General features: G+C 68.3%; 13 protein-coding genes. 6 read left to right on the top strand and 7 right to left on the bottom strand.

Annotated features, from left to right (window positions below):
* Positions 1–500 precede the first annotated feature (500 nt).
* Together ACIGHN_RS22375 and ACIGHN_RS22370 are read right to left on the bottom strand one after the other, a co-directional pair.
* The gene (locus ACIGHN_RS22375) at positions 501–1,127 is read right to left on the bottom strand and encodes a response regulator transcription factor (protein ID WP_056414171.1); all 627 of its coding nucleotides are present in this window, start codon (positions 1,125–1,127) and stop codon (positions 501–503) included.
* A gap of 25 nt (positions 1,128–1,152) precedes the next feature.
* On the bottom strand, positions 1,153–2,742 hold the full coding sequence (locus tag ACIGHN_RS22370) for a sensor histidine kinase (RefSeq protein WP_396506154.1): 1,590 nt from the start codon (positions 2,740–2,742) through the stop codon (positions 1,153–1,155).
* A 110-nt stretch (positions 2,743–2,852) separates the two neighbouring features.
* Between ACIGHN_RS22370 and ACIGHN_RS22365 the strand changes: the two genes are divergently transcribed.
* From ACIGHN_RS22365 to ACIGHN_RS22355, 3 genes are all read left to right on the top strand, one after another.
* Complete coding sequence (locus tag ACIGHN_RS22365; RefSeq protein ID WP_056422372.1) at positions 2,853–3,809, top strand: cation diffusion facilitator family transporter; 957 nt, start codon at positions 2,853–2,855, stop codon at positions 3,807–3,809.
* Positions 3,806–4,291, top strand: coding sequence for a D-aminoacyl-tRNA deacylase (dtd, locus tag ACIGHN_RS22360; protein WP_396506153.1), 486 nt, complete (start codon positions 3,806–3,808; stop codon positions 4,289–4,291). The genes ACIGHN_RS22365 and dtd overlap by 4 nt, the downstream gene beginning before the upstream one ends.
* 179 nt (positions 4,292–4,470) lie before the next feature.
* Positions 4,471–5,748 (top strand): MFS transporter, encoded by a 1,278-nt coding sequence (locus ACIGHN_RS22355; protein WP_396506166.1) that lies wholly within the window; start codon positions 4,471–4,473, stop codon positions 5,746–5,748.
* A gap of 48 nt (positions 5,749–5,796) precedes the next feature.
* Here ACIGHN_RS22355 and ACIGHN_RS22350 read toward each other — a convergent pair whose 3' ends face one another.
* Together ACIGHN_RS22350 and ACIGHN_RS22345 are read right to left on the bottom strand one after the other, a co-directional pair.
* A complete protein-coding gene (locus ACIGHN_RS22350; protein ID WP_396506152.1) occupies positions 5,797–8,796 on the bottom strand; it encodes a DEAD/DEAH box helicase family protein in 3,000 nt (999 codons plus the stop codon).
* Complete coding sequence (locus ACIGHN_RS22345) at positions 8,793–10,790, bottom strand: DNA methyltransferase (RefSeq protein WP_056422358.1); 1,998 nt, start codon at positions 10,788–10,790, stop codon at positions 8,793–8,795. Before ACIGHN_RS22345 ends, ACIGHN_RS22350 begins: the two co-directional genes overlap by 4 nt.
* 119 nt (positions 10,791–10,909) lie before the next feature.
* Between ACIGHN_RS22345 and ACIGHN_RS22340 the strand changes: the two genes are divergently transcribed.
* The gene (locus ACIGHN_RS22340) at positions 10,910–11,446 is read left to right on the top strand and encodes a transcriptional regulator (protein WP_396506150.1); all 537 of its coding nucleotides are present in this window, start codon (positions 10,910–10,912) and stop codon (positions 11,444–11,446) included.
* Positions 11,447–11,535: 89 nt separating this feature from the next.
* Here the strand turns inward: ACIGHN_RS22340 and ACIGHN_RS22335 are convergent, their stop codons facing one another.
* From ACIGHN_RS22335 to ACIGHN_RS22325, 3 genes are all read right to left on the bottom strand, one after another.
* Entirely contained in the window at positions 11,536–12,279 is a 744-nt protein-coding gene (locus ACIGHN_RS22335) for a sulfite exporter TauE/SafE family protein (RefSeq protein WP_056414152.1), read from the bottom strand.
* A gap of 240 nt (positions 12,280–12,519) precedes the next feature.
* The gene (gene ybeY, locus ACIGHN_RS22330; protein WP_056164422.1) at positions 12,520–12,978 is read right to left on the bottom strand and encodes an rRNA maturation RNase YbeY; all 459 of its coding nucleotides are present in this window, start codon (positions 12,976–12,978) and stop codon (positions 12,520–12,522) included.
* 67 nt (positions 12,979–13,045) lie between these two features.
* Positions 13,046–14,002: a PhoH family protein gene (locus tag ACIGHN_RS22325; protein WP_056414149.1), complete on the bottom strand. Its 957-nt coding sequence runs from the start codon at positions 14,000–14,002 to the stop codon at positions 13,046–13,048.
* A gap of 81 nt (positions 14,003–14,083) precedes the next feature.
* On the opposite strand from ACIGHN_RS22325, the gene ruvA reads away from it, so the two are divergent.
* Together ruvA and ACIGHN_RS22315 are read left to right on the top strand one after the other, a co-directional pair.
* Positions 14,084–14,659 carry a Holliday junction branch migration protein RuvA gene (gene ruvA / locus ACIGHN_RS22320; protein ID WP_056414146.1) on the top strand — a complete coding sequence of 192 codons (576 nt, stop codon included), beginning with the start codon at positions 14,084–14,086 and terminating at the stop codon, positions 14,657–14,659.
* A 99-nt stretch (positions 14,660–14,758) separates the two neighbouring features.
* Positions 14,759–16,678, top strand: coding sequence for a trypsin-like peptidase domain-containing protein (locus ACIGHN_RS22315; protein WP_396506146.1), 1,920 nt, complete (start codon positions 14,759–14,761; stop codon positions 16,676–16,678).
* Positions 16,679–16,682: the final 4 nt, after the last annotated feature.

Genomic DNA, 16,682 nt, shown 5'->3' with positions numbered 1-16,682 from the left:
GGGCGACTCCCGGCCTCCGCCCTTGAACCAGGCACGCGGTACAAACCAGCGAGCCTGCGAGCGCACCCCGGTTTCGACAAGCTCAACCCGAACGGCCATGGGTCGATGCGCCCAGGTTTCGACAGGCTCAACCCGAACGGCCATGGGTCGATGCGCCCAGGTTTCGACAGGCTCAACCCGAACGGACGTGGACCGATGCGCCCAGGTTTCGACAAGCTCAGCCCGAACGGCCGTGGACCGATGCGCCCAGGTTTCGACAAGCTCAACCCGAACGGGCGTGGATCGATGCGCCCAGGTTTCGACAGGCTCAACCCGAACGGGCGTGGATCGATGCGCCCAGGTTTCGACAGGCTCAACCCGAACGGGCGTGGATCGAGCGCCCAGGTTTCGACAAGCTCAACCCGAACGGGTGGGATTCAATCTGACCCGGTCGCGAAAGACTCAACCCGAACGGATGGCGGTCACGGGCCCTACGCCGTGAGCAGCCACCCGAGAACGCCTCACTCCACCAGCGCCGCATACCGCCGTATCAACTGCGCCAGCGACTCCGCCCCCAACTTGCCAAACAGATTGGCCCGGTGCGTCTCCACCGTGCGCGGTGACAGCGCCAGCGCCTTGCCGATCTCCTTGTTGGTCAGCCCTTCGACGATAAGACCCAGCACCTCACGCTCCCGCGCCGAGAGCTGGGCAAACCGCTCGCGCGCCTGCTGGTCGGCCTGGTGGCGCTCGCGCGAGCGCACATGCTGGCGCACCGCGTTCTGCAGGGCCTCGATCAGCACCTCGTCGTCCACGGGTTTTTCCAGAAACTCCGCCGCACCGGCCTTGAAGGCGCGGCGGCACATCTCCACCGTGCCGTGGCCGGTGAGCAAGATCATGGGCTGGTCCACACCCTGCGCCAGCAACTGCTCCAGCACCGTGAGCCCGCTGATGCCGGGCATGCGCACGTCGAGCACGATGGCGCCGATGCTGGCGCGGTCAAACCCCGCCATGAAAGCCTGCGGCTCGGCCCAGGCCTGCACGCGCAGGCCCACGGTGCTGATGAGCAGCGACAGGCCCTCGCGCACGGCAGCGTCGTCGTCCACCAGGTGGATCAGGGGGGACAGCGAGGTGGCGTTGTCGGTGGTCATGGCGATGGCAAGTGCAAGGGCAAAACTAGGGCGCGCTGGCAGATAGGGGCTGCGCGGGCTGCAGCGGGGCCGTGCCGGGCGCCGCGGGCAAGGTCAGCACAAACTCCGCGCCCCGCGCGCTGGCAGACGACGGCTGGGGCGCCAGCACCAGGCTGGCCCCCATGGCCTGCGCCAGGCTTTCGCACAGCGTGAGGCCCAACCCCAGGCCGCCCGTGCGCGTGGTGTAGAACGGCTCGAACAGGTGCGCGCGCGCCTCGGGTGGCACGCCGGGGCCGTGGTCGCGCACCGACAGCGCCACGTGCGCGGCGTCCGGCATCCACAGGCGCAGCGCCAGCTGGCGCTCGGTGGGCGGCACCTGGTCCAGCGCCTGCAGCGCGTTCATCAGCAGGTTGTGCACGATCTGCTGCAGGGCTACCGGCTCGGCCAGCACGGCGGGCAGGTCGGCGGCGACGGCCACCGTGGGGGCCACGCCGCGCTGCGCCATCTCGGGCTCCAGCAGGTGCAGCACATCCTGCACGGCGGCCGCGGGCGCCAGCGGCTGGGCCTGGCCGGCCAGGTCGGGGCGCTCGACCAGGCGGCGCAGGCGGCCCACCACGGCGGTGGCGCGGCGCGCCTGCTCCACCGCGCGGGCCATGGCCGTCTGGGCGGTGGCAAGGTCGGGTGTTTCATCGGCCAGCAGGCGCTGGGCGGCCTGCGTGCTGGACAGCAGCGCGGTGAGCGGCTGGTTCAGTTCATGCGCCATACCGGCGGCCAGCTCGCCCAGGGTGTTGAGCCGTGCCACCTGGCCCAGGCGCAGCAGTTCTTCGGCCCGCTGGCGCGCCACGCGCTGGCGCCACCAGGCCACGCCACCGGCCCACAGCGCCGCCGTCAGCACGCACCAGCCCAGCATGGCCAGCCAGGGCAGCTCGGCCATTCCCACCTGGCGGCGCGCCACCACATCGAGCGGCTGGCTGGCCGCGGCCAGTAGCTTGTGGAATTCGTACGACCAGCCCAGGCCGCCGCCCAGCCGACCCGGCTGCACGACAAAAGCGGCGCCCGCGTGCTCCAGCGTCACACGCACCGGGCTCGTCGCCATGTCCATCGGCCATTCGTCCTGTGGCACGGTGGCGCGCAGGTCGATCTGCAGGGCGTGGCTGGCGGGCGTGCTGCCCAGCACCAGGTAGAAGCGGCCGGCGGACAGGTCCAGCAGGGCCATCTCGGGGTGGCCGGAGCGGCGCGACGCGGCCTCTGCCGCTGCCAGCGGGGCCTGCAGCGCTGCAGGCCAGGCGCCGCCGGCGGGCCGCTGCAGCACCGACAGGATCTGCGGGTACACCGATGGCAGGCGGGGCAGGGTGGCGGCCGGCGCGGTGGCGTCGCCGCCTGTGCCCGATGCTGCGGTGGACCCCTGCGCGGGCGGGGGCTGCAGCAGGGCCAGGGTGGACATCACCGCGTCGTGCTGCACCACGCGCTGGCTCAGCAGGCGGTGCACGATGCGCGCATCGGTCTCGAACGCCGCATGCAGCTGCTGCAGCCGCGCCGATGCCAGCCACACGCAGCCTGCGCAGGCCACCAGCGCCCACAGCGCCAGCGCGGCGAGATGCAGTCCTGTGAAGTGGCGTCGCCATGCCTGGGTCATGCGGCCGATTCTGGCATGGGGTGGGCGTGGCTGCCCGGGCGCAAGCGGTGCTTAAGGTGGCTCTGGTGTAATTCCGGGCTCGGCCTTCCGGGCCTTGATGCACGCAGTCCATGTCCTCGCCTCCGCCCACATCCGGCGCCCCCCGCGCCTCGCACCCCTGGCTCCAGCCCCGCAACCTGCTCTGGGCGTCGGTGGCCGTGGCCGTGGTCACCATCGCGCTCAAGACCCTGGCCTGGGTGGTCACGGGCTCGGTCGGGTTGCTGTCCGATGCGATGGAGTCGTTCGTGAACCTGGCCAGTGCCATGTTTGCGCTGGCCATGGTGACGGTGGCGGCGCGGCCGGCCGATGACGACCACCCCTACGGCCACCACAAGGCCGAGTATTTTTCGTCCGGGTTCGAGGGCATTCTCATCGTGGGCGTGTCGGCCGGCATCCTGTGGGCGGCGGGGCACCGGCTGGTGGACCCGCAGCCCATCGAGCAGATCGGCTGGGGCCTGGGGCTGTCGGTGATCAGCTCGGCGCTCAACGGCTTGCTGGCCTGGGTGATGTTCCGCTCGGCGCGCGAGCACCGCTCCATCGCGCTCGAGGCCGATGCGCGCCATCTCGTCACCGACGTGTGGACCTCGGCGGGCGTGCTGGTTGGCATCGTCGGCGCGGCCCTCACGGGCTGGCTGTGGCTCGATGCCGTGGCGGCCATCGCCGTGGCGCTCAACATCCTCAAGGAGGGCGTGGAGCTGGTCTGGCGCTCGTCCCAGGGGCTCATGGATTCCGCCGTGGAGCCTGAGGTGCAGGCCACCATCGACGCCACCCTGCAGCAGTTCGTGCAAGCCCGGCCGCCCGGCGCAGTACGCTTTGACCATGTCTCCACCCGCCGTGCGGGCCAGCGCCAGTTCGTGGACCTGCATCTGCACATGCCTGCCCACTGGACCCTGGGCCGCGCCGCGGAACTGCGGGGCCAGGTCGAGCGCGCGCTGATGGCCGCCGTGCCCGGCCTGCGTGCCACCATCGAGCTGCTGCCCACCGATGTGGAAGCACATTTTGACGACCCCAAGGATGAAGTGACGTGATCAGTGTCTTGCAGCGTGTGCGCGAAGCGCGGGTGGATGTGGAAGGGTGCACCGTGGGGGCCATCGGTGCGGGCCTGCTGGTGCTGGTGTGTGCCGAGCGCGGCGATACCGAGGCCGAGGCCGACAAACTGCTGGCCAAGATCTTGAAGCTGCGCATCTTTTCCGATGCGGCGGGCAAGATGAACCAGAGCGTGCAGGACACCGGCGGCGGCCTGCTGCTGGTCAGCCAGTTCACGCTGGCGGCCGACACCACCGGCGGCAACCGGCCCAGCTTCACCCAGGCCGCGGCCCCCGACGAGGGGCGGCGCCTGTACGACTACGTGGTGGCCCGGGCCCGCGCCGCGCATCCGCAGGTGGCCACCGGCCAGTTCGCGGCCGACATGCAGGTGCACCTGGTCAACGACGGGCCGGTGACCATCCCGCTGCGGATCGCACCAACGCCCGCACCAACGTCCGCACCAGCGCCCGCGGCGGCACCGTGATCCTGCGTCAGTGCGGCGGGTCTGCGGCGCATGCGTGCCGCCTGTGACCAATGGGCCCGCCGGCGCATCGGCTGCGGTGGCCGGGGCATGTCCGCACGGCGACGGCAGGCCGCGCGCAAAGTCTGTAGGCTCGGGCGGGTGCCTGCTCTCCTCCTTGCGCCATGGCGACAGCCGCTGCCATGGCCCGTGCCCGACCTGTGACTGAAACCGCCCCCCCTCCGCCAGCCCCCTTGCCGCCGCCAGGCCGCGCCCTGTGGGTCATGTACCTGTGCCTGCTGTCGGCCTTTGCGCTGAGCCAGGCGTACCGCACAGTGACCAGCATCATCGCCACCGGCCTGCAGGCCGACTTCGGCATCTCGCCGGATTCGCTGGGCGCGTTCGCGGGGCTCTTTGGCCTGTCGTTCGGCGTGGCGCAGTTGCTCATGGGCATCGGCATGGATTTGTACGGCCTGCGCCGCACGGTGCTCACGGCGTTTCCATTGGCCGCATTGGGCGCCGCCGTATCAGCCGCTGCGCCGAGCTACGGCTGGCTGATGCTGGGGCAACTGCTGATCGGTGTGGGCTGCTCGCCGGCCTTTCTGGCCAGCACGGTGTTCATCGCACGCCACTTTCCGGCGCAGCGGTTCGCCTTCTTCTCGGGCCTGGGCATGGGGGTGGGAGGGCTGGGGCTCATCTTCACCGGCACGCCGCTGGCGTTCATGGTGCAGACCTGGGGCTGGCGCACCGGCTTTGCGGTGCTGTCGGTGCTGTCGCTGCTGGCGTGGCTGTTGATTTTTCTGCGGGTGCGCGAGCCTGCATTGCCCCGGGCCGACGAGCGCCCCCGCGAGTCGTGGGCGCAGGCGGCGGGGCGGTTCGGCGCGCTGTTCAAGGTGCCGCACACCTGGGGCATCCTGATCCTGGGCATGTGCTGCTACGCGGCGTTCCTCACGCTGCGCGGCCTGTGGCTGGGGCCGCTGCTGATGGGGCGGTATGGGTTTTCGCTGGTGCAAAGCGGCAATGTGGCCCTGGTGCTGTCGGTGATCTCGCTGTTCATGCCCGCCCTGTTCGGCCGGGTGGACCCGGGGCCTGCGCGGCGGCGGCGGTGGATCACCAATTTTTCGCTGCTCATGGGCAGCCTGTTTTTGCTCATGGCGTTTTTGCACCATGCGGCGGCGAACGTGGTGCTGATCTTCCTCATGGGGCTGCTGTCGGGCTATGGTGTGCTGCAGTACGCGGACGTGCGCTCGTCCTACCCCGCCGAGATGACAGGGCGCGCGCTGTCGCTGTACACGATGTCGATGTTCATGGGCATTGCGCTCATGCAGTGGCTGACCGGCCTGCTGGCCGCCTGGGCGCAGCGCCAGGGGCACGAGCCCTACCAGGCGGTGATGATCTGCATTGCATGCATGCTGGCGGCGGCGTCGACCGCATTCCGGTTCTTGCCTCGCTCGCCCCTGCTGGCGCGCAGCGCCCTGTAGCGCCTGGCGCTGCCACCGCCGTGGCGGGCGGGCCGCAGGCCTTGGCCTTCACAGCAGGCTGGCTTGCAGTGCGGCGTGGGCCTGCGGGCGCAGGCGCGCAAAGTCCAGCAGGTCCACCAGGCGCGCGCCCTTGGCCTGCCACTCGGCCATGGCGTCTTCTGCCAGCAGCACGTAGTGCCAGGGCGGGCTGCCGCGCTGCGCGGGCGTGAGCGCGTTGATGCGCTCGCACCAGGCCAGCGCCGCCGTGCGTTTGCGCAGCACGTTGGGGTGGGTGGTTTGCTGCTGCGCCTTGGTCTCTGCCAGGTACACCGCGTCCGCGGTGCGCACCAGAAAGTCGGGCGAGTAGAAGGCGGGCAAGCCGTCGTCCTTCACATAGCGCAGCCGGGCAAAGGGGTGCCGGTTTTCGCTGATGCGGCAAAACGCCAGCACCTGCGAATCCGCCTGGGCCCAGTGGATGAACGTGCGCTCCAGCCCGCCGTTCCTGGCGGGCCAGCCCAGCCGGGTGTAGATGCACTTGCTGACCGCCACGGACTGGCTCTCGCGCACCATCAGGCGCGGCGCTTCGCTCAGCCTGCGCAGATGCACTTCGGTGTGTCCCGCGGCGTGCCGCTGCTCGGACTCCAGCAAGGCCACGGCAAACACCTTGGTGATGTGGTCCACCACCGGCTGCAGCAGCAGTACGCGCCAGTTCTCGCCCGCCAGCGGGTTGAAGGCGCCGCCGAACAAGGTGGTCCAGATGTAGTCGTCCAGCCAGCCGGTCAGTTCGGCCGTGTGCACCTGCCAATACGGCTTGGCCAGGTGCGTGGCAATCTTCTGGCCCCTGGGCAGGGGTTCGCTCAGCGCCTGGCTGATGCGCCGGGTCAGGCGCGACAGGTACTCGTTGTAGCCGCCCACGTTCATCACCGCGCCGTCCACGCGGTAGTCGCCGAACAGGGTGGCGCTTTGCAGGTCTTGCGAGATGAAGGTGTCGCCCCGGCCCAGCAGGGCGGTCAGCTGATCGGCCGTCATGGCGGTGAAGGCCAGCAGCGTGGCCAGGTCGGGGCTGCGGTGCTCGCGCACCTCGTCGGCCTCTTGCAGGATGAAGGGGATGCCGAAGTCGAACACTTCGAAGCCGTCCCGCAGTTCTGCCGCCACCACGTCGCCGGTGCTGGAGGCTTCATCGGTGCCGTCGCCGGTGGTGCCGGCCAGGCCTTCGTGCAGCAAGTCGTCGTAGAACGACTGGAAGGCCGGGTGCTCCACGATGGAGAGCACGTCGATCAGGCTGCCGGGCTCCTGGCCTGCGTTGATGCGCTCGCGGTTCTCGCGCTTGAGGTCGGTGTATTCGGCGTCCCGCCACATCAGCCGCAGGCCTCGGCCAATGGTCTGCTCGAGCAGGATCTGCGCCTGGCTGGAGCGCAGCGGCACGATGACGCAGATGTTGTTCACATCAAACCCCTCGCGCAGCATCAGCACGCTGACGATGACGCGCGGCGTGGCGTGGCTGTCCACACTGAACAGGCGCTCGCGCACGGGCGCCCAGTCCTTCTCGCCCAGCTCGGCCTTTCTGCCGGAGTCGATGGTCATCACATCCTCGTCGGCGAGGCCCTCGTGCTGGCGCAAAAAGTCCGCCACCAGGGGCGACACGCCGGTGTCTTCGCACACCACCAGCATCTTGGGGTGGCGGTGCGGGTCGATGCGGGCAAAGTCGGCTTCGAGCTTGCGCAGCTTGTGCAGGCCCGCCCGCAGCATCACCCGCTGGCCCTCGCTCAGGGTCGGGCGGCCGGCCTCGTCGCGCTCGGCCTTGAACTCCAGCGGCAGCGCGCCGATCTCCTTGCGGCGGTCGAGCACCAGCGACTTCACCAGGCCGGCGCGCATGGCGCTGTGCAGGTCGAAGTCCACCACGATGTGCGGGAAGTACAGCTTGCGTCGGGTTCTGCCGCTGCCCACGTCGTTGTACGGCGTGGCCGAGAAGTCCACCTGCACGAAGCGCCGCCCCTTGCTGGCGGCGATGCGGGTCAGGCTTTTTTGCCACTCTACCTCGGTGGTCTCGCCCTCGCGCTGCAGCTCGTGGATGTGGTGCGCTTCGTCGTTGAAGACCATCAGCTCCGGCAGGTCCGCCAGGAATTCGAGCACGTTGCCGCGGGCGTAGCGGCGGTCCAGCACGTCCAGGCTGTTGCCGGTGGCGCGGCCGGGGGTGAGCGGCAGCACCGCAGCCACCACTTCATGGGCGGGCAGCGGTGTTGCGGTAGCGGCGGCGGTTGGCTCGTCCATGATGTCTTGCGGCGCGTCTCCTTCGGCCAGCAGGTGCCAGTTGGTGATGGCGATCAGGCCGTTGCCGGTGGTCTTGAGGCCGATCTCCGCCTTGGTGCACACATTGCCGCGCACGAAGGCCAGCACGGCGTCGCGGTGTGCCTCGGGCACGAAGAGGTCGGCGTACAGCGCGATGTCCGAGCGGCTGAAGTCCCGCGCCGCGCTGCCCGCCACCGGCTTGCCGCAGAACGCGTCCAGCAGCCGTTCGTAGACGATGAGTCCGGGCGCCACCACCATGAACTGGCGGGTGAAGCGCGCATCGTCCGCGCCGCTGGCCAGCGCCGCGGTCTTGTTCAGCAGCTGCCACACCATCAGCGCCTGCATCACCCAGGTCTTGCCGGTGCCGGTGGCCATCTTGAAGCAGTACTTGGGGTGGGCGTGGCGCGGGCGCGCCAGCTCGCCCCGGAGCGTGCCGCCCTGCAGCGCCGCGGGCGCGCAGGCCTCGTACAGCTGCAGCAGCGGCCCGTGGTCGCGGTGGTTCCCCAGCACTTCGTGCGCGACGATGGCGTTCAGGATGGCCTGCTTTTGCCCCGCGTGAAAGTTGAGCCCGCCGCCGCCCGCGGCCGTCGCGCCCCGTGCCAGCAGCATGTCGTCGCCAAACCACCAGTGCAGCAGCTCGGCCGTGGTGGGGGTGACCAGGTCCAGGATGTCCGCCGTGCCGGATTCGAGCCCCTGGCACAGTTGCCGGGTCTTGGCGGTCAGGCCGGCGGCCAGGGCGAGCGGGTCGGTGGTGTGCGGGGCGTTGGCGTGGGCGCTCATGCGGCCTCCACCGTGGCCACCACCTCGGCCTCGAAGCCGAAGACATCCACCACCCGCACACACACTTTGCGCGGGCCGGGCCTGGCGGGGGTGGACACGACGGCGGTGCTGACCACGCGCAGCGCATCGGCGTCGCTCGCGGTGTTGCCCCGGTAGTCCTGCCACACCGAGCGGAACACCTGGCCGTCGTAGTCCGGGTCCACCGCCCAGTACTCGATCAGGGCCAGGGGCTCGGCATTGGCGACCTGTTGCAGCTTGGTGCGGTTGTCGTCATCGAGGTTGATGGCCTCGGGCGAGAGCAGCACGTAGTTCTTGAGCCGCACGGTCAGCGTTTCCTCGGCCACCCCGCCCGGGTGCGCCGTGCCCGCCGACGCCTGCCGGTGCACCGGGTGGATGGTGAGGTACTGCAGGCTGGAAAAGCGCACCTGCCCGCGCAGCTTGTCGATGCCGCCCTTTTTCTTGAGCCTGTCCATCAGGTCGGGCGGGATCACCAGCACCTCCAGGCGCGGGTCGTTGAGCGCGGTGATGGTCTCGCCGATGCTGGGCTCGAAATTCCAGCCCAGCACCACCACGCGGTCCCAGCCGCCCAGCAGGTTGTCGCGCTGGGCTACCGCCTTCTTGAGCGTGGCCATGCCGGTGAGCTTGTTGGGCGAGTCGGCCAGCACCAGCGTCTTGCTGCCGCGCTTGCCGCCGAAGTCGAAGCCCGCGATCTGCCCCAGGTTGCGCTGCGGGTTCACATCGGCCGGCAGGGGCAGGGCGCCGTACAGCGACAGCACGATGTGCGACAGGTCGCCCATGCGGAAGTCGCGGCCCAGCGTGGCCTTGGCGGCTTCGACCTGGTAGTCGCCGATGGCCTGGTAGAGAAAAGGCCGCGCCTGCAGGTCGATCAGGCGCTTGCGCATGATCATGCACGCGGGCTTGCCCAGGTCGGTGGTGATCCAGCGGCGCGCTGCGGCGTTGGAGTAGACGCTCTTGTTGCCGTCCTTGGCCACGCGCCGCCCCTCGGCGGCGGCCGCAAAGCTGCCGCTGCCGCCAAAGAAGTCGGCCACCAGGTCGCCGGGGTTGGACGAGGCTTCGAGGATGCGCGCCACCAGCTCGATGGGTTTTTGCGTGGCGTAGCCCACCTGCTCCTGCGAGTGCGCCACGACGAAAGGCACCTCCCACACGTCGTGCATCTGCACGCCCCGGCTGGGCTCTTCGGTGCGCACGGTGACGAGCTTGCCGCTGTCGTCCGGCACATTCACACGCCGGGTGTTGCCGTGGATGGCGGCGGTGGACGCGGCCAGGGGCTGGAACAGCTGGTTGAACCTGTAGTTCTCGGACTTGCGGTAGAAGTAGATCGTGTCGTGCATCCGCTGGAACGTGCTGGCCGCGGCCGACCAGCGCTTGTACCACCAGCAGATCTCGTTGACGAAGTGCTGCTTGCCGAAGACCTCGTCCATCACCAGCTTAACGTAGTGGCCCACATGCCAGTCCAGGTGCACGTAGATGGAGCCTGTGTCCGCCAGTAACTCCCGCATCAGGATGAGGCGCGGGGTGATCATGGCCAGGTAGGAGGCCGTACCATCGCTCCAGGTGTCGGAATACGCGAACTGCTCGATGACAGTCGGGCGCTGTTCCAGCTCCAGGCCCGGCAGCGTCACCTTGGTGCGGTAGTCGGCCTTGCTGTCAAACGGTGGATCGATATAGATCAGGTCCACCTTGCCGCGCAAGCTGGGCGTATGGGCATCGCCCGCCAGCAGCGCGGCCATGGCCAACAGGTTGTCGCCATAGACCAACCGGTTGGCCCACGCGCCGTCGCTGCCGTCCCGCTGCTCCTGGCGGGCCTGGTGTTGAACCCAGTCGGTGGTGGCGCTGGCCCGGGCGGGCAGCACCACTTCGCGGGTCTGGAGGCTCACGCGGTAGCGGCCTTCCAGGCCCTCCAGAATTCTTTCGGCTTCCTTGCGGCCCTGGGCCACGATCTCGGGGAGTTGTTCAAGCAGCGATTTGGGCATACGGCGTACGCGGCCGCAGATGCCTGCAAGCCTGTTGGGTGATTCAATCAACAAATGATTGAATCCATTGTGCAACAAGAAGTTGATGGCCAATTCAACCGCCGCTTTACGGTTGGAGGATGGACAACAAGTTGGAGTTCGCCGAACGATTGCGTGACGCCATGGTGGCTGCGGGCCTGGAGCCGCGGCCAGGGGTGTTGCTGAGCCTGTTCAATGGCAAGTACTGGGGGCGCTCCGTGACCTTCCAGGCGGTGTCGCGCTGGCTCAAGGGCGAGGCGATCCCGGCGCAGGACAAGCTGGTGGTACTGGCGGAGTTGCTCAAGATCGAGCCGGAAGTGCTGCGGTTCGGCTCCAGCGTGCGGCACGCGGTGCAGGAGCACCGCAACCGCTGGCAGGTCGGCGTGGGCTATCTGGAGCGCGAGACCTTCGACGCCTTCTTGCAGCTGCCTGCACCCCAGCGCAAGCTGGTGCGCGAAATCATCCTGACCTTTGCCAAGGTGTATCCGGCGCCGCCGGTGGTGCCGCCGGTACCTGTGGCACCCGTGGTTCGCGTGGCGCGCGTTGCCCCTGCCGGGCCTGCCGGGCCCGTTGCGTCCTCGGCCGCCGCTGCGACTGGCAGCACGCGCAAGAAGCCACCCCAGGGCCGGGCGAAGTAGTCAGCCGGCCCCGCCACCGCCGCCGCCCTAGGCCGCATCGCTGTGCGGGCACCCCGGGGGTGGCCGCGGTGATCGCGATGCATCGCGGCTCACGGCTGCCGCCAGAAGAACAGCCCCGCCATCACCAGCCCCGTGGCCACGATGCCCCAGCGCAGCACGGGCGCGGGCAGGCGCCGCGCCACCCGCGCGCCGCCGTAGCCGCCTGCCGTGGCCGCCACCATCATCATCAGCGCCTGGGGCCACAGCACCACCCCGCCCGCGGCGTAGATCGCCACGGCAATGGCGGTGAGCAGGGCCGAGACCCAGTTCTTGAGCCCGTTCATGGCGTTCAGGTGGGTTTGCCCCAAGAGGCCGAACAGCGCCAGCAGCAAGATGCCCAGCCCGCCATTGAAGTACCCACCGTAGGCGGCCACCGCCAGCACGCCCAGCGTGGCCTTGGCCGTGGACGGGTGGCCGCCCGCGAGCCGCCTGCGCAGCCACGGCCCGAACGCGAAGAGCGCGGTGGCGGCCAGCAGCAGCCAGGGCACCACGCGCCTGAAGGTTGCATCGGGCGTGACCAGCAGCAGCGCCGCCCCGGCCGCGCCGCCGATGAGCGCCAGCGCCACCAGCAGCCGCATCGACAGCCCCGGCGGCGGGGCGGTGTCTTCGCGAAAGCCCCAGGCACCCGCGATGTACCCCGGCAGCAGCGCCACCGTGCCCGTGGCATTGGCCACCACCGGCGGCACGCCGGTGAACACCAGCGCAGGCAGGGTCAGAAAGCTGCCGCCTCCGGCAACGGCATTGAGGGCGCCGGCGATGAACGCGGCGGTGAGCAGCAGGGCGGTCTCGAGCATGTCTCCCCCATGGGGCGCGTTGCCGGGCCCTGGGTGTTGTCATTGGATGATTGAGTCGATCTTAGGTGCGAAAACGCCCGCCACCCGCGCGGATTGGGTGGGAAAAAGGTTGGAGAGATTTGCAGGCGCTGCCCAGCCGCCCCGCAGCCCAACTGAAGGACCCTGTTGAACGCAGCCGGTGCGCAGGCCGTGCCGTGGCTGCGGGAGCGCTGGTGGTGCTGGAGGGCCCGCAGTCCCAGGCTACTTGGCGTACGGGTCTTCGAACCCCAGTTCGGCGAGGATGTCCGTCTCGTACGACTCCATCTCGTCGGCGTCGGCCTCGCTGGTTTCGTGGTCCCAGCCCTGGGCGTGCAGCGTGCCGTGCACCAGCATGTGGGCGTAGTGCTCTTCCAGGGTCTTGTTCTGCTCCTTCGCCTCGCGCTCGATCACGGGGGCGCACAGGACCAGGTCGGCGGTCACGACCGGCTCCTGGGTGTAGTCGAAGGTGAGCACGTTGGTGGCGTAGTCCTTCTTGCGGTACTCGCGGTTGAGCTGCTGGCCTTCTTCGCTGCCCACGATGCGCACCGTGATCTCGGCATCGGTGGCCAGGGCGTGGCGGATCCAGCGCGCGACCTTGTGGCGCGGCAGCACCGCGCGGTGGGCGGCCAGTTCGTCGAAGCGGCCGAACTGGAGCGAGAGGGACAGTTGGTTCAGGGGCATGTTTTATTGTTATTTTTGGCCGCTACCGCTTGATCGGAAAGCGCTGGCAGCTATTAAAAAGTGAGCATCAGTCCCGGGCGCGGGCCGCGGGCGCCCGCCGTGGGGCGTCGTACGCGTCGACGATGCGCGCGACCAGCGGGTGGCGCACCACGTCGGCGGTGGTGAAGCGCGTGACCGAGATGCCCTTGACGCGCTTGAGCACGCGCTCGGCGTCGATCAGGCCGCTCATCGATCCCTTGGGCAGGTCGATCTGGCTCACGTCGCCGGTGACCACGGCCTTGGCGCCGAAGCCGATGCGGGTGAGGAACATCTTCATCTGCTCGGGCGTGGTGTTCTGCGCCTCGTCCAGGATCACGAAGGCATTGTTCAGCGTGCGCCCGCGCATGAAAGCGAGGGGCGCGATCTCCAGCGCATTGCGCTCGAACGCCTTCATCACCTTGTCGTAGCCCATCAGCTCGTACAGCGCGTCGTACAGCGGACGCAGGTACGGGTCCACCTTCTGCGCCAGGTCGCCGGGCAGAAAACCCAGGCGCTCGCCGGCCTCCACCGCGGGGCGGGTCAGCACGATGCGCTGCACCGCGCTGCGCTCCAGCGCGTCCACCGCGCTCGCCACGGCCAGGTACGTCTTGCCCGTGCCGGCCGGGCCGATGCCGAAGGTGATGTCGTGGCTGGCGATGTTTTCGAGGTACAGGCTCTGCGTGGGGGTGCGCCCGCGCAGGTCGGCGCGGCGGGTGTTGAGCACGATGGCGCCCTCGGGCGCCTCCACCAGGGCGGTGTCGCCCGCGAGCATGAGCTGCAGGTAGTCCTCGGTGACGGGCCGGTCGGCCATCTCGTACAGCGCCTGCAGCAGCTCCATGGCCTGCGTCGCCTTGGCCTTGGGACCGTCGACCTTGAACTGCTCGTGGCGGTGCGCGATGCTCACCCCGAGCGATTCCTCGATGGTGCGCAGATGGGCGTCGGCCGGACCACACAAGTGCGTGAGCCGCATGTTGTTGTGGGGAGTGAATGTGTGTCGCAGGATCACGCGGATAATTCCAGTCAAACAACGGAAAAGCGGCAAGAACGACGGCGCTGGCTGTGTGGCCGGCGGCATCAAAGGACACCAATGATAGGCAAATTGACCGGCACCCTGCTGGAGAAGAATCCCCCGGAGGTGCTGCTGGACTGCCACGGCGTCGGCTACGAGGTGAATGTGCCCATGAGCACCTTCTACAACCTGCCCGCCGTGGGCGAGCGCGTGAGCCTGCTCACGCAGTTCATCGTCCGCGAGGACGCGCAACTGCTCTACGGCTTTGCCACGGCGCCCGAGCGCCAGGCGTTTCGCGAGCTCATCAAGATCTCGGGCGTGGGGCCGCGCACGGCGCTGTCCATCCTGTCGGGCATGGGCGTGACCGACCTGGCCCAGGCCATCTCGCTGCAGGAGGCCGGGCGGCTGGTCAAGGTGCCGGGCATCGGCAAGAAGACGGCGGAGCGCCTGCTGCTGGAGCTCAAGGGCAAGCTGGGCGCTGACATCGGCGCAACACCGGGCGGGGCGACCAGCGACGCGCAGACAGATATCCTTCAGGCCTTGCTGGCCTTGGGCTATAACGACAAGGAAGCTGCGGCAGCGCTCAAGGCGCTGCCCGCGGAGGTGGGTGTGAGTGACGGGATCAAGCTGGCGCTGAAGGCGCTGGCGAAATAGGAGCTGTCGGCATCGGTCCGGCTGATTTCTCAATTCACAGCCTGCGGGTGGACGGTTTGCCGTCGAATGGTGCGGTCTGTAGTAGACACAGGTGAAGAGATGACAAAGAACTTTTTCATGCGTGGGGCCGGTGCCCTTTTCATAACGCTGGCTCTCCTTGCAGGGTGCGGAGGTGGCCAGGACGGTGGTTCGGTGGCTGCTGCGCAGGCGCAGGCGCCAGCTCCGGTGACCAAGGTCGATGGCTGGGTACAACCCGCCAGCACCGACCAAGGTGTCTCCAGCATCAAGTCGCGCAGCGTGGTGGAAGCGCCCAAGCCCACCCAGGTCGTACTGGGTGAGCTGGCGCAGGAAAAGACGGCTGCGCTGGCGTCTACCGTGGGGCCCCGCAAGGTGGGTGCTGCGCGCGATGTGGGCGCTACCCGGGATGCCGCGCAGACGTTGAAGCAGCTCCAGTGGAAGGCTTCGGCCAACGGCGGCCAGGTGGCGGCCATCAGCTTCACGGCGCAGGGCGCGCATGGCTTGCGTCTGGGTGTGGTCGTCAAGCAGTTGCCCGGCAGCGCGCAGTTGCGCGTCTACAGCCAGGCCAGGGCCGGGACGGTTTTCCAGACGTCCGGCCAGGACATTCTGCAGCGCATCCAGCGCAATGCGCAGGCGGGTGACACCACCCTGGACGGCCAGACCTGGTGGACGCCAGACCTCGGTTCGGATGAGGCGACGTTGGAGGTGGAGTTGCCGCCTGGAACGCCTGCGAGCGCGGTGGACATCGCCGTGCCGCGCGTCTCTCACATCTTTGAAAACCTGTCCATTCCCACGGACGAAGAGCTCTCGATCAAGATCAACGAATCCGCCTCTTGCCAGCTGGACGCGAGCTGCTACGAAAGCTATGCCAGCCAGCGCAATGCGGTGGCACGCATGCTCTTCACATCCGGTGCGGACACGTTCGCATGCACTGGCACATTGCTGAATGACAACAAGTCGTCGGGCACGCCTTACTTCCTCAGTGCCAACCACTGCATCTCGTCGCAGACGGTGGCCTCTACGCTGCAGACGGACTGGTTCTACCGGGCGCCCGCGTGCAATTCCCGCACTTTGTCGAGCACAACCGCCAAGCGGGTGAACGGCGCCACGCTGCTGTATGCCAGCAACAGCACCGACACGGCCTTGCTCAGGCTCAATGACGCGCCCCCGGCCGGCGCGTTCTTTGCGGGATGGGATGCCAGCACCCAGGCCATCGGCGCCTCGGTGGTGGGGCTTCACCACCCGCAGGGCGACCTGCTGAAAATCAGCTTCGGCACGCTCAACAGCCTGTCCAACTGCACTTCCACCAGCAGCACGCAGTTTCAGTGCAGCGGGACCGCAGGCAACTTCTACCGCGTGAACTGGAGCCAGGGAACCACCGAAGGCGGCAGCAGCGGATCTGCGCTTTTCAAGGGCGGCACGCATGTCATCGGTACGCTGTACGGCGGGAGTGCCAGTTGCTTGTCCACAGCCTCTCCCGAGTTCTACGGTCGTTTCGACGTGGCGTACAACGCCGCATTGAAGAACTGGTTGGCGCCCGCCGCCTCGGCCGCGACGCGCACGGCGGTTTATCGCTTCTACAACGCCAAGACGGGCGCTCATTTCTACACGGCTAGCGCTGCCGAACGCGACTTCGTGATCCGGACATTCCCGGAGTTCGGCTACGAGAACATCGCGTTCTATGCATACGCTGATGCCAGTTCGGGCAAAGACCCCGTGTTTCGCTTCTACAACGACAAGACGGGTGCGCATTTCTATTCTGGAAGCGTAGCGGAGCGGGACTTCGTGATTGCCAGGCTTCCCGAGTTCCGATACGAAGTCGTGAGCTGGTATGCGCAGACAAACGCCGGTAACGACGCCTCCGCCATATTCCGCTTCTACAACGACAAGACCGGCGCGCACTTCTACACCATCAGCGTGGCAGAGCGCGACTTCGTGATCCAGGTGCACAAAGACTTCCGCTACGAAGGTCCCATGTACTACGCCTGGACCAGCCAGTGATACC

Origin of the sequence: Acidovorax sp. NPDC077693 (assembly GCF_044542805.1) — a bacterium.
Taxonomy (GTDB): Bacteria; Pseudomonadota; Gammaproteobacteria; order Burkholderiales; family Burkholderiaceae_C; genus Acidovorax.
The sequence above is the reverse complement of the archived record's forward strand: the minus strand, read 5'-3'. Positions and strand labels throughout refer to the sequence as shown.

What these genes read in the sequence shown, in the direction of transcription:
- ACIGHN_RS22370 (WP_396506154.1), bottom strand. Translation starts at nt 2,742, where the DNA reads ATGACCCAGGCATGGCGACGCCACTTCACAGGACTGCATCTCGCCGCG.
- ACIGHN_RS22345 (WP_056422358.1), bottom strand. Translation starts at nt 10,790, where the DNA reads ATGCCCAAATCGCTGCTTGAACAACTCCCCGAGATCGTGGCCCAGGGC.
- ACIGHN_RS22365 (WP_056422372.1), top strand. Translation starts at nt 2,853, where the DNA reads ATGTCCTCGCCTCCGCCCACATCCGGCGCCCCCCGCGCCTCGCACCCC.
- ACIGHN_RS22375 (WP_056414171.1), bottom strand. Translation starts at nt 1,127, where the DNA reads ATGACCACCGACAACGCCACCTCGCTGTCCCCCCTGATCCACCTGGTG.
- ACIGHN_RS22315 (WP_396506146.1), top strand. Translation starts at nt 14,759, where the DNA reads ATGACAAAGAACTTTTTCATGCGTGGGGCCGGTGCCCTTTTCATAACG.
- ruvA (WP_056414146.1), top strand. Translation starts at nt 14,084, where the DNA reads ATGATAGGCAAATTGACCGGCACCCTGCTGGAGAAGAATCCCCCGGAG.
- ACIGHN_RS22340 (WP_396506150.1), top strand. Translation starts at nt 10,910, where the DNA reads ATGGACAACAAGTTGGAGTTCGCCGAACGATTGCGTGACGCCATGGTG.
- ACIGHN_RS22350 (WP_396506152.1), bottom strand. Translation starts at nt 8,796, where the DNA reads ATGAGCGCCCACGCCAACGCCCCGCACACCACCGACCCGCTCGCCCTG.
- ACIGHN_RS22335 (WP_056414152.1), bottom strand. Translation starts at nt 12,279, where the DNA reads ATGCTCGAGACCGCCCTGCTGCTCACCGCCGCGTTCATCGCCGGCGCC.
- ybeY (WP_056164422.1), bottom strand. Translation starts at nt 12,978, where the DNA reads ATGCCCCTGAACCAACTGTCCCTCTCGCTCCAGTTCGGCCGCTTCGAC.
- ACIGHN_RS22355 (WP_396506166.1), top strand. Translation starts at nt 4,471, where the DNA reads ATGGCCCGTGCCCGACCTGTGACTGAAACCGCCCCCCCTCCGCCAGCC.